11 protein-coding genes and 1 pseudogene are annotated in these 12,414 nt (G+C 66.6%); 8 read left to right on the plus strand and 4 right to left on the minus strand.

Translation table 11 applies throughout. The features are described 5' to 3' along the window. The first annotated feature begins 53 nt into the window (after positions 1-53). Genes C8N38_RS07000 through C8N38_RS07010 form a run of 3 tightly spaced genes read left to right on the plus strand, consistent with a single transcriptional unit; the run spans position 54 to position 1,038 of the window. Positions 54-440: a helix-turn-helix domain-containing protein gene (locus C8N38_RS07000; RefSeq protein ID WP_245895578.1), complete on the plus strand. Its 387-nt coding sequence runs from the start codon at positions 54-56 to the stop codon at positions 438-440. A 27-nt stretch (positions 441-467) separates the two neighbouring features. Next, the gene (locus C8N38_RS07005; RefSeq protein ID WP_108025569.1) at positions 468-722 is read left to right on the plus strand and encodes a ribbon-helix-helix domain-containing protein; all 255 of its coding nucleotides are present in this window, start codon (positions 468-470) and stop codon (positions 720-722) included. Between the two features lie 4 nt (positions 723-726). Next, complete coding sequence (locus C8N38_RS07010) at positions 727-1,038, plus strand: type II toxin-antitoxin system RelE/ParE family toxin (RefSeq protein ID WP_108025570.1); 312 nt, start codon at positions 727-729, stop codon at positions 1,036-1,038. Positions 1,039-1,059: 21 nt separating this feature from the next. Here C8N38_RS07010 and C8N38_RS07015 read toward each other — a convergent pair. The 4 genes and pseudogenes from C8N38_RS07015 to C8N38_RS07030 form a co-directional block, all read right to left on the minus strand. Next, a pseudogene (locus C8N38_RS07015) lies at positions 1,060-2,005 on the minus strand (DDE-type integrase/transposase/recombinase); the annotation flags it as partial. Between the two features lie 285 nt (positions 2,006-2,290). Then, complete coding sequence (mutT, locus tag C8N38_RS07020; RefSeq protein WP_108025572.1) at positions 2,291-2,689, minus strand: 8-oxo-dGTP diphosphatase MutT; 399 nt, start codon at positions 2,687-2,689, stop codon at positions 2,291-2,293. Continuing rightward, positions 2,686-4,065, minus strand: coding sequence for a bifunctional glutamate N-acetyltransferase/amino-acid acetyltransferase ArgJ (argJ, locus tag C8N38_RS07025; RefSeq protein WP_108025574.1), 1,380 nt, complete (start codon positions 4,063-4,065; stop codon positions 2,686-2,688). Before argJ ends, mutT begins: the two co-directional genes overlap by 4 nt. Before the next feature lie 21 nt (positions 4,066-4,086). Continuing rightward, positions 4,087-4,932 (minus strand): peptidylprolyl isomerase, encoded by an 846-nt coding sequence (locus C8N38_RS07030; protein ID WP_108025576.1) that lies wholly within the window; start codon positions 4,930-4,932, stop codon positions 4,087-4,089. Between the two features lie 179 nt (positions 4,933-5,111). Between C8N38_RS07030 and secA the strand changes: the two genes are divergently transcribed. The 5 genes from secA (at position 5,112) to C8N38_RS07055 (ending at position 12,354) form a co-directional block, all read left to right on the plus strand. Further along, positions 5,112-7,847, plus strand: coding sequence for a preprotein translocase subunit SecA (gene secA, locus C8N38_RS07035; RefSeq protein WP_108025578.1), 2,736 nt, complete (start codon positions 5,112-5,114; stop codon positions 7,845-7,847). A 103-nt stretch (positions 7,848-7,950) separates the two neighbouring features. Next, positions 7,951-9,531, plus strand: coding sequence for a substrate-binding domain-containing protein (locus C8N38_RS07040; RefSeq protein ID WP_146176238.1), 1,581 nt, complete (start codon positions 7,951-7,953; stop codon positions 9,529-9,531). Between the two features lie 120 nt (positions 9,532-9,651). After that, positions 9,652-10,461, plus strand: a complete 810-nt coding sequence (locus tag C8N38_RS07045; protein ID WP_108025582.1) for a UDP-2,3-diacylglucosamine diphosphatase — start codon at positions 9,652-9,654, stop codon at positions 10,459-10,461. Beyond that, the gene (locus C8N38_RS07050) at positions 10,458-11,696 is read left to right on the plus strand and encodes a BtaA family protein (protein ID WP_108025584.1); all 1,239 of its coding nucleotides are present in this window, start codon (positions 10,458-10,460) and stop codon (positions 11,694-11,696) included. The genes C8N38_RS07045 and C8N38_RS07050 overlap by 4 nt, the downstream gene beginning before the upstream one ends. 4 nt (positions 11,697-11,700) lie before the next feature. Then, entirely contained in the window at positions 11,701-12,354 is a 654-nt protein-coding gene (locus C8N38_RS07055) for a class I SAM-dependent methyltransferase (protein ID WP_108025585.1), read from the plus strand. Positions 12,355-12,414 lie beyond the last annotated feature (60 nt).

A 12,414-nucleotide genomic window follows, 5' to 3' on the forward strand; every position in this document is an offset into this window, starting at 1 on the left:
GAACTGCCGCTCTTCATGTCCTTCCCAGAGTATTATCGAAGGAGGACGCAGAGATGCGGACCAAGACGGGCACATTTGTGCCGAAAACGGGCACAAATTTGTACCTTGAAGCCAATGTCGCCGACTACCGGGCAGCCATTGCCGCGGCGGTTCGGGACGAGCTCGGCTTGACACATCGAGCAGTCAAGACGGCGATGCGCTGGACGGGTGCCAGCGAGCGGACCGTGAAGTACTGGATCGCGGGCGAGCGTGGGCCGAGTGGCGAGCATCTGATCGCGCTGGCCAGGCACTCGGATATCGTGTTCCACGTGGTCCTGCTGCTCGCCGATCGCACAACGACGCGGATGCCGAGTAAGGTCAAGCCGTCACAGAGGCGGCGGGGCGTCCAAATTGGTTCACCGCCGCCAGACTCGATGCGTAGTATTTTTTGGTTATATTGAATACACGCCACGCCGCAGGAGCCTGCCATGTCCCGCACCACGACCATGACTGTCCGCCTTAGCGGCGCGCTCAGCGACTTCGTTGCGGCCAATGTCGGCGAAAACGGCTCCTACGAGAACATCCGCGAATACGTGCGCGACCTGATCCGGCGAGACAAGGAGCGGGCCGAGCAGGAGACTTTTGATCGGTTGAAAGCCGAACTGACCCGCGCCTTCGCCGCGCCCGAAACCAGCTACAAGCCGCTGACGGCCGCCGAAGTCATCGCTCGCAATCGAGCCTGACCAGATGGCGATCCGCGTTCAGGAGGCGGTGTCACTCCGCCTCGATGACATCTACCGCTATACGCGCGACCGATGGGGCGAGGACCAACCTGATCGCCACATTACCGGCATGTTCCAAGCGTTCGAACGGATCGAGGCGAATGACGTCGCCTCAAAGCCGATCCCGGCAGAGTTCGGCGTCGAAGGGTTCTTCTTCCGGTACGAGCATCACTTCGTCTATTGGCGCCGACTATCCGACGGCGATATCGGTATCGTCGCGATCCTGCATCAGCGCATGCATCAGATCGACAGGTTCAGGGAAGATTTTCGCGACTGAATTGGCGGGCTGAACCGCCCCGGGTCTGTGACGTTGCCAGTCACTGAGGGGTCCGACGGGGGTTTGCCCCTTCAGGACTGATTGCGGGAGCTGCTTGTTGTAGAGGGGGACGTAGCGCAGGAGGGTCTGCTCAAGGTCCTCGCCACTCTGGACGCGATGGCTCTGCAGGACATCCTCGATCCTGCCGTTGAACCGCTCGACCATGCCGTTCGTCTGCGACCGCATCGGCGGCGCGAGACGATGCTCGATCCCGAGGTCCGCACAGAGGAGGTCAACTCGTGTTATCCGGTTGCAGCGCGTTTGCGCAGGCCGAAGAGGCGGTCGGTGAAAGCCTTGCCGTTATCGGTCAACACGCGGGCGATCTTCATCGGGGCCGCGCCCTCCAGATCGCGAAGGAAACGGCGGGCGTTGGCCGCGGTTTGTGCGGGATAGATGCGCGGCGGCGACCCGCCGCGTCGCTCGGTCAATGGCAGCGAAGAGATCGCGGCGGCGGTCCTCGTCGGCCATCTGGGGCAGATACGTGATGTCGATGTGCAGATAGCCAGGCTCGTGGGCCATGAAGCTGCCATGCGCGGGCCTGGAGTCCTTGGGCTTCAGCGCCCGCAGGTTGCCCACGCCGTGGCGCCGGAAGCAGCGGTCGAGGCCCGAGCGCGAGACATGCGGGTTGCGGAATTCGCGCACCACGGCGAGCAGATCGTCGAGCGGCAGGACAAGCGCCTTGCGCCGCACCACGGCGACGTTCTTCGCCACGATCGATCCACCGGATCGATCGTTAACCCTGCGCCGGCGTCAGCGTCGTCTGCAAGCGGTGCGGCGGCTGGCTCCGGTCGTGGACGTCGTCGCGACCCCGCCACTTCCAGACCGTCTGCCCGGAGATCCCGCAGCGCTCGGCAACCAACCTCGCCGGTTCGCTGCTCGCCTGGATCGCTCCCCGGATCTTCGGTGTCGTGCTGGCCTGCTTGCGCAGAGAGAAGAGAGATCAGCATGCTCCCGTCCCTTCCCGAACCTCGCGCAGGATCGACCTTGCCATGAACAGGGCAGACCGGCGAGGGGCTATGTGATCATCCGGGATGGAACAGTTAGCTTACAAAAGCTTGAAATAACTTGTTGGTTTTCGACCGAGTTCCGAACACGTCGACGACCGGGGTGTTCGTGAGATGGAGCTGAAATCAAACCCGTCCCAGCGCGATGCAAACGCATGATACCAAGCGCGCGGGCGGGATCGAGCCGACCGATGCCGCCCCGAGCCAGGCTAAAGCAGGTCCTGCAGCACCGGGATCAGCGGCAGGTCGGCGGGTGGCATCGGGAAATCGCGCAGATCCCGCGCATGCGCCCATTTCAGCACCTGACCCTCGCGGGGCTGGGGCTGGCCTTGCCATTTGCGGCAAGCAAACAGCGGCATCAGCAGATGAAAGTCGTCATAGGAATGGCTCGCGAAGCTCAGCGGCGCGAGACAGCTTTCCCAGGTGTCGATGCCAAGCTCTTCCTTCAGTTCGCGTTTCAGCGCGGCCTCGGGGGTCTCGCCCGGCTCGATCTTGCCGCCGGGAAATTCCCAGAGGCCCGCCATGGACTTGCCGACGGGGCGTTGGGCGAGCAGAACCCGCCCATCCACGTCGATCAGGGCCACCGCGGCCACCAGAACGATCTTCATGACCGGTAGTCGGCGTTGATCTCGATGTAGCGCTTGGTGAAGTCGCAGGTCCAGACCGTCGCGGCGCCCTTGCCAAGCCCCAGATCGACGCGGATCGCCAGCTCTTCGCGCTTCATGTAGGCCGCCCCCACCTCTTCGGCATAGTTTTCGGCCACCCAGCCCTTTTCGGCGACGAGGATGTCGCCAAAGCGGATCGAGATCAGGTCGCGGTCGGCCCTGGCGCCCGACTTGCCGATGGCCATCACGATCCGGCCCCAGTTCGGGTCCTCGCCCGCGACCGCGGTCTTGACCAGCGGCGAATTGGCGATGGCCATGGCCACCTTGCGCGCATCGGCCGGGCTGGCCGCGCCGGTCACAGCGACCTCGACGAACTTGGTCGCGCCTTCGCCGTCCTTCACCACCTGATGCGCCAGATCCAGCATCACGCCCTTCAGCGCCTCCTGGAATGCGCGCCCGGCCGAGCTGCGCAGATCGGTGATCTCGGGCACCTTCGACTTGCCGGTCGCGGCCACGATCAGCGTGTCCGAGGTCGAGGTGTCGCCATCGACGGTGATGCAGTTGAAGGTCTCGTCGGTCAGCTTGCCCAGCATCTTCTGCAGAAGCGGCTGGCCGATCTTCGCATCGGTGAAGATGTAGACCAGCATCGTCGCCATGTCGGGCGCGATCATGCCGGACCCCTTGGCGATGCCAGCAATGCGGATCTGCTGTCCGTCGATCTCGACCGTGGCGGTCGCGCCCTTGGGGAAAGTGTCGGTGGTCATGATCGCGCGCGCGGCCAGCGGCAGCGCCTCGGGCGACAGCCGCGCCGCCAGATCGCCCAGAACCGCCGAGATCCGCTCATGCGGCAGCGGCTCGCCGATCACGCCGGTCGAGGCGGTGAAGACCCGCGTCTCGGGCACGCCGGAAGCCGCGGCCGCGGCCGTGCAGAGCGCCGAGACCGCCTCGGCCCCGGCGGCTCCGGTGAAGGCGTTCGAATTGCCCGAGTTCACCAGAATCGCCGCACCCTGTTTCGGCGCGGGCTTGGCCGCGATCTTGGCCTCGCAGTCCAGAACCGGCGCCGAGCGCGTCGCCGACCGGGTAAAGACGCCGGCCACGGCCGTGCCGGGCGCAAGCCGGGCCAGCATCACGTCAAGCCGACCCTTGTAGCGGACACCGGCCTCGGCCGCCGCGAATTCGGCGCCCTCGATCACCGGCAGCGCCGGAAACCCTGCCTCGGGAGCCAGAGGCGAGATCACCGGCTGCTTGGCGGGGACCTTTTCGGACACCGCCACCAGCTGCGCCCGCAGGCGTTCGATCTCGCGCTTCAGCGGCTTGATCTTGGCCTTTTTCTTCTTGGTCTCGCCCGTATCGACCTTTTTCTTCTTGTCCTTGGCCATCTGTCCCTCTTGGATTGGCACTTACTGGTCGAGCAGCGACTGGTCTTTCAGGATCGCGGGATCGACCTCGATCTCGGTCCGGGTGACGTCGGCCTCTTCGGTGTATTTTTCAAGCGCCTGCTCCATCGCGTCGCGCTGGATCTTCTGCACCAGATCGCCGCGGACATCGTCCAGCGCCGGGGCGTCCTTCAACCGGCTTTCGTAAAGCTTGATCACGTGCCAGCCGAACTGGGTCTGCACCGGGGCCGAGACCTCGCCGGGTTTCATCGCAACCACGGCCTCCTCGAAGGGCTGGACCATCATGCCTTCCGAGAACCAGCCCAGATCGCCGCCATTCGGGCCCGACGGACCGGTGGATTTCTCCTTGGCGAGTTCGGCGAAATCGGCACCGTTCGCCAGCTCGGTCTCGATCGCCTTCGCCTCGTCCTCGGTTTCCACCAGGATATGCGCGGCATGGTATTCGTTGATCGGATGCGCGGCGCCATAGGCCGCGTCATAGGCGGCCTGCACCGCCTCGTCGGTCACGGCCTCTTCGGCGACGCGCGACAGCGCCTCGCCCGCCACGAAGGACCGGCGTTCGTTTTCAAGCGCGAGGCTCGCGCCCTTCGACAGGTCGGTCCCGATGGCCTCGCCCACCGCGGTCTGGCGGATCAGCTGGTCCAGCACCGCCTGATACAGCACGTCGTCGGGAAGCTGCTGATATTCGGCCGGAAGCTGGGCGCGCAGTACGACCATGTGCCCGATGGTGATCTCCTGATTGCCCACCCGCGCAACGACCGTGTCGGGGCCGATATCCTCGGCCAGCGCGGGCAGCGCCATCCCCGCCGCGAGGGTCAGCGCGGCAAGCGGTTTGAGGGCAAATGTCATGGGGCTCTCCTTCTCGCCGGGCACTTGGCGGCGTTGACACCATTCCGGCCTCCCCTTACATCGCAACTGGTTCTCGGGGTCGGCCTTATTTCCTTGGCCACTTCTATTGCCGCATTCTCAGGCGGGCAAGCGGTCCGTCGTACAAGATCCTGTCAGATACGCATCCGCGCGGAGAGAACATGCTGGGCATCGGAACACTCACCCGTAAGATCTTCGGGACCCGGAACGACCGGCTGGTCAAGAAGGTGCGCCCGCTGGTCGCCCGGATCAACGCGCTGGAGCCAGAGTTCCAGGCGCTGGACGACGACGGGCTCAAGGCCAAGACGGCCGAATTCCGCCGCCGGATCGCCGAGGGCGAGGCGCTGGACGACCTCCTGCCCGAGGCCTTCGCCAACTGCCGCGAGGGCGCGCGCCGGGCGCTGGGGCTGCGGGCCTTCGATGTGCAGCTGGTGGGCGGGATCTTCCTGCACCGGGGCAATATCGCCGAGATGAAGACCGGCGAGGGCAAGACGCTGGTCGCGACCTTCCCGGCCTATCTGAACGCGCTGACCGGCAAGGGCGTGCATATCGTCACCGTCAACGATTACCTCGCCAAGCGCGACGCCGAATGGATGGGCAAGGTCTATGCCATGCTCGGCATGACCACCGGCGTCGTCTATCCCTGGCAGCCCGAACCCGAAAAGCGCGCGGCCTACCGGGCCGACATCACCTACGGCACGAACAACGAGCTGGGCTTCGACTACCTGCGCGACAACATGAAGTCCGAGCTGAAGGACATGGCCCAGCGCGGGCATTATTACGCCATCGTCGACGAGGTCGACTCGATCCTGATCGACGAGGCGCGGACGCCCCTGATCATCTCGGGGCCAAGCCAGGACCGGTCCGAGCTGTACATGACCCTCGACAAGGTCGTGCCCGAGCTGACCGACGAGCATTACAAGCTCGACGAAAAGATGCGCAACGTGACCTTCACCGAGGAAGGCAACGAGTTCATGGAGAAGCGGCTCCATGAGATGGGCATCCTGCCCGAGGGGCAGTCGATGTACGACCCCGAAAGCACGACCATCGTCCACCACGCCCAGCAGGCGCTGAAGGCGCACAAGATGTTCCTGAAGGACAAGGAATACATCGTGCGCGACGGCGAGGTGATGCTGATCGACGAATTCACCGGCCGGATGATGCGCGGGCGGCGGCTGTCGGACGGGCTGCACCAGGCCATCGAGGCCAAGGAAGGCGTGCAGATCCAGCCCGAGAACGTGACCCTGGCCTCGGTCACCTTCCAGAACTATTTCCGGCTTTACGACAAGCTTGCGGGCATGACCGGCACGGCGGCGACCGAGGCCGAGGAATTCATGCAGATCTACGGGCTTGGCGTGGTCGAGATCCCGACCAACCGCCCTATCGCCCGGATCGACGAGCATGACGCCGTCTACCGCACCGCAACCGAGAAATACGCGGCCATCGTCGAGTCGATCAAGGAAGCCCATGGCCGGGGACAGCCGGTTCTGGTCGGCACCACCTCGATCGAGAAATCCGAGATGCTGTCGGAGATGCTCAAGACACAGGGCATTCCGCATAACGTCCTGAACGCGCGTCACCACGAACAGGAAGCCCAGATCGTGGCCGATGCGGGCCGCTTCGGCGCGGTCACCATCGCCACCAACATGGCAGGGCGCGGCACCGACATCCAGCTGGGCGGCAATGCCGAGATCAAGGTGATGGAGGCGCTCGAGGCCGACCCGACCGCCCATCCCGACGCGGTGCGTGCGCGCATCGAGGCCGAGCATGCCGAGGAAAAACAGAAGGTGCTCGAGGCCGGCGGTCTTTACGTGCTGGGCACCGAACGTCACGAATCCCGCCGGATCGACAACCAGTTGCGCGGCCGGTCTGGCCGTCAGGGCGACCCGGGCCGGTCCTATTTCTTCCTGTCGCTGGAAGACGACCTGATGCGGATCTTCGGGTCCGAGCGCCTGGACAAGGTGCTGTCGACGCTGGGAATGAAGGACGGCGAGGCGATCATCCACCCCTGGGTGAACAAGTCGCTCGAAAAGGCGCAGGCCAAGGTCGAGGGGCGCAACTTCGACATCCGCAAGCAGCTTCTGAAATTCGACGACGTGATGAACGACCAGCGCAAGGTCATCTTCGGCCAGCGCCGCGAGATCATGGAATCGGACGACCTGTCGGACATCGTGCAGGACATGCGCCACGAGGTGATCGACGATCTGGTCGAGACGCATATCCCGCCCCGGTCCTATGCCGACCAGTGGGACAACGAGGGGCTGCAACGCGCGGTGGCCCAGTCGCTGAACCTCGATCTGCCGATCGTGGACTGGGCCGAGGAAGAGGGCGTCGACGACGAGACCATCGCCGAACGGATCGCCGACGCCTCGGACGAGGCGATGGCCTCGAAGGCGGCGCAGTTCGGCCCCGAGGCGATGCGCAACATCGAAAAACAGATGCTGCTGCAAACCATCGACACCAAGTGGCGCGAACATCTGCTGAAACTCGAACACTTGCGCTCGGTCATCGGCTTCCGCGGCTACGCCCAGCGCGACCCGCTGAACGAATACAAGACCGAAAGCTTCGCGCTGTTCGAATCGATGCTGAACAGCCTGCGCGAGGATGTGACCCAGAAACTGGGACAGATCCGGCCGCTGACCGAAGACGAGCGGAACGAGATGATCCGCCAGCTGGCCGAACAGCAGGCCCGGCTGGCCGAGGCGACGGCACAGGCCCAGCCCTCGCATGCCGACGCGCCCGCGGACGGGACCGAACCCGCCCCGGCGGCGCTGGCCTCTGCGGCCCCCGGTTTCGACGAGAGCCGGCCCGAAACCTGGGGCAACCCGAACCGCAACGACCCCTGCCCCTGCGGGTCGGGCAAGAAGTTCAAGCATTGCCACGGCCAGCTGGTCTAGGACCGGCAGCCGTCCGCCCGGCCGGTTGAAACCCGACCGGTTGAAATCGGCGCTGACAGATCGGACACTCTGGCCCGACAACGGCAATCCGGTCCGGTTGAACATGCGCTGTCTGCCTGGCGCCCTGCTTTGCGCGGCGCTGTCCCTTCTGGCCGCCCGGCCCGCCCCGGCCGAGGAGGTGACGCTGATCTCGCGCGACGGCACGGTCGAGATTGGCGGCCGCCTGCTGGAGTTTGACGACGGGATCTATCGGCTCGACACGATCTATGGCCCGCTCGCGGTCAATGCCGATGCCGTGACCTGCGAGGGCGCCGCCTGTCCCGGCGCCGAGGCGCGTGTCGCCCGGTTCGCGCTTTCGGGGACGCCAGCGCTGGGCGATGTCGCGATGCCCGCCCTGATCGAGGGCTTTGCCGCCGCACGCGGGATGACGGTCGAGCGGGCTGTCGACGGGCGGCGGGGTCTGTTCCGGCTGCGCGCCCCGGACGACGGGACGCTGCGTGCCGAAATCGCCCTGACCACCGGCAGCACCGGCGAGGGCTTTGCCGATCTTCTGACCGGCGGCGCCGATATCGCAATGTCCGACCGCGCCATCCTGCCCGACGAGGTCGCCCATGGACGCGAAGCCGGGCTTGGAGACCTTTCCGCAAGCCACCGCCGCCGGCTGATCGCGCTCGACGCCATCGTGCCGGTGGTGGCTCCCGACACCCGAATGGGGGACCCGGGGCGCGGTCTTCCCTATGCGACCGTCCTGAGCCTGCTGACCGGCGAAATCGTCGACTGGTCCCGGATCGGCGGGACGAAGGCCCCGGTCACGGTGCATCTGCCGCGACCGGACGGGGGGCTCGGTCAAAGCCCCGAGACACGGCTTCTGGAGGGACGGGCGGCGGTCCCCTCGGCGCGCCAGCATGCCGATGCGGCGGCGGTTTCGGCGGCGGTCGCGGCCGACCCGATGGGACTCGGGCTGACCCGGTTCTCGACGCTCGGCGGCGCGGTTCAGGTGCCGCTGGCCGCCGGATGCGGCACCCGTCTGCTGGCCTCGCGCCAAGGCATCAAGACCGGCGACTACCCCTTCGTGGTGCCGCTTTTCCTTTATGTGGGCGCGCCGCAGCTGCCGCCGCTTGCCCGGGCCTTCCTCGACTATCTCGCGACGCCCGCGGCCCAGATCGCGATCCGCCGGGCAGGCTTTGCCGATCTCATGCGCGAGGAGATTCCACTGGCCCGTCAGGGCGACCGACTGGCGCTCGCCATCGCCGAGGCCGCTCCGGAGTCCGGTCTGGCAGAGTTGCAGCGGATGGTCACGGTTCTGCGCGGCGCGGTGCGCCTGACCGAAACCGTCCGCCACGGCCCAGAAACGGACCAAGCCCTGTCGCAGGCAGGGATCGAGCCTCTGGCGCGGGCGCTGGAAACCGGAACCTTCGATGGTCGCACCCTGATCCTTGCGGGCTTTGCCGATGACGCGGACGGTCCCGATGCCGACCGCGCGCTGGCCCGGAAGGACGCCGAGGCCGTGCGGGACGCCCTGCGTGCCGCGGCAACGGCCGCCGATTTCGGCCGGGTCCGGCTGGAGGTTGTCGCGTTCGGCGCCCTGCTGCCGCTGGCCTGTACGGGCGCGCACGCCGACGACGCGCTCCCCGAAGCGGTGGCACACCGGCTCAACCGCCGGGTCGAGATCTGGCTGCGCTAGGGCAATCCCTCAGGCCGCATGGCGGCGATTCCGCCGCAGGCCGACGCGGGCCCACGTCACATGGATGTTGCACGAACCGGGTATCCCAATCCGAATAGAATCTACATTATGGGTCCAGCCATGGAATGTCGCACCATATTTATTTCTGACATCCATCTGGGAACGCGCGGATGCCAGGTCGGGATGCTTCTCGATTTCCTGTCGCATCACAGCGCCGAACGGATCTTTCTGGTGGGCGACATTGTCGATGGCTGGCGGCTCGAACGCACCTGGCACTGGCCCCAGACCCATAACGACCTGGTGCAGGAAATCCTCGCCCGGGCCCAGAGCGGGGTCGAGATCGTCTACATCCCGGGCAATCACGACGAGATGCTGCGCGCCTATCTGGGCACCCATTTCGGCGGGATCGAGGTCAAACGCCAGGCGGTGCATGTGGCGGCCGACGGGCGGCGCTATCTGATCACCCATGGCGACCAGTTCGATTCGATCGTCGTGCATGCCAAGTGGCTGGCGCATCTGGGCGACCGCGCCTACGGCGCCGCGCTGGGGCTGAACACCCTGCTGAACCGGGCACGGCGGATCTGGGGCGGGCCCTACTGGTCGCTGTCGAACTGGGCCAAGCAGCAGGTCAAGCAGGCCGTCAACTACATCAGCGAATACGAAAACGTGCTAGCCGCCGAGGCCCGCCGGGGCGGCTATGACGGCATCGTTTGCGGCCATATCCACAAAGCCGAGCTGTCGGCCATCGACGGGCTCGCCTATGTCAATTGCGGCGACTGGGTCGAAAGCTGCACCGCCGTGATCGAGCATCCGGACGGACGGTTCGAGCTGATCGACTGGGCGGCCGAGATGCGGGCCCGGGCATTCCGCCGCGACCGGCTGCGCCTGCTGGGCGGGCGCCGCCGCGGCCAGGACCGCGAGGCGGCATGAGCGATATCTCTGTTCCCCCCGCATCGGTCGAGGCGCAGCTTGGCGCGGCCGTCCACCAGAACCACGCCCTGAGCGCGACCGGCCTGCTGGAACGGGCCTTCTCGCGGCTCTTTCAGGGTCTGGTCTATGTACAGATCTGGGAAGACCCGGTCGCCGACATGGCGGCGCTGGATCTGGCCGAGGGCGACCGGGTGGTCTGCATCGCCTCGGGCGGCTGCAACGTGATGTCCTATCTCACCCGCCGCCCGGCCGAAGTGGCCGCGGTCGACCTGTCGCCTGCCCATGTCGCACTTCTGAACCTCAAGCGCGCGGCGGCGCTTTACCTGCCGGATCAGGCGTCCTTCTTCGCCTTCTTCGGCGAGGCCGACCGCCAGTCGAACGTCAGGGCCTATGACCGGTATCTGGCGCCGCGGCTCGACGCAGCTTCCCGGGACTGGTGGGAGGGCCGCCTGTTCGGCCGCCGCCGGATCGAGATCTTTGCGCGCGGCGCCTATCGCCATGGGCTGCTGGGCCGGTTCCTGAGCGCGGCCGGGCTGGTGGCGCGGCTGGGCGGGGTCGATTTCGACCGGCTGCTGGCGGCCCAAAGCCTCGACGAGCAGCGCCGCTTCTTCGAAACTGAGGTCGGCCCGCTTTTCGACCGGCCGCTGGTCCGCGCGCTGGCACGCCGTCGGGCGGCGCTCTTCGGGCTGGGGATTCCGCCCGCACAGCACGACAAGCTGGCCGCCGATGGCGGCGGCGACGTGATCCCGGTGCTGCGCGAACGGGTGCGCAAGCTTTTCTGCGACTTTCCCGTGGCCGAGAATTATTTCGTCTGGCAGGCCTGCAAGCGGCGCTATGGCGGGGTCGCGGGCGGCGCGGTGCCGCCCTATCTGGACCCTTCAGCCTTCGAGACTCTGCGGGCAATGGCCGGGCGCGTTTCGGTCAGGAACCGATCTGTCACCGACTATCTGGCGGACCGGCCGGCGGGGTCGGTCGACTGCACGGTGTTGCTCGATGCGCAGGACTGGATGACCGATGCCCAGCTGACCGCGCTCTGGTCAGAACTGACCCGGGTCGCCGCGCCGGGCGCGCGGGTGCTGTTCCGCACCGGCGGCGAACCCGACATCCTGCCCGGCCGGGTGCCCGACGCGATCCTGGGGCGCTGGACCTATGACACCGAAGCCTCGCGCCGCGCCTCGGCCGAAGACCGGTCGGCGATCTACGGGGCGGTCCATCTTTACCGCTTGCGGGGCTGAGGCCATGACCGACACGACCGAGCACGCGGCGCTGATGGATGCCACCTACCGGCATCAGCGGCTGATCTACGATGCGACCCGGGCCTGGTTCCTGCTGGGCCGCGACCGGCTGATCGCCGATCTCGACCCGCCCGCGCAGGGCCGGGTGCTGGAGATTGCCTGCGGCACCGGCCGGAACCTCGCCCGGATCGGCGCGCGCTATCCCGGCCGCCGGCTGTTCGGGCTCGACATCTCGCGCGAGATGCTGCGCACCGCCTCGGCTCGCCTGAACGGTCGGGCGCTGCTGGCCGAGGGCGACGCGCGCCGCTTCGACCCCAACGCGCTGTTCGGCACCGGCGCATTCGACCGGATCGCAATTTCCTACGCGCTTTCGATGATGCCCGACTGGCCCGAGGCGATCCGCGAAGCAGTGCGCCATCTGGCCCCGGGCGGCACGCTGCACATCGTCGATTTTCACGATCAGGCGGAACTGCCGGAGGCTTTCGGAAGGGGGCTTCGGGCTTGGCTTGCGCGGTTCCATGTGGAGCCCCGCACCGACCTCGCCGGGGTCGTAGGTCGCGTCGCGGCAGAGACCGGCGGCGCGGCGAGCCATCGCGTGCTCTTCCGCGGCTATGCCCAGATCGCCGTCATCCGGCAAACGTCCCGGGGCCTTCGCTGAGGATCGGCGCCGCCTTCTTCGCGCTGTCCTCTCGACGCCGGCGTCAAGGCGCAGGAATGG

Origin of the sequence: Rhodovulum kholense, assembly GCF_003053725.1 — a bacterium.
Taxonomy (GTDB): Bacteria; Pseudomonadota; Alphaproteobacteria; order Rhodobacterales; family Rhodobacteraceae; genus Rhodovulum; species Rhodovulum kholense.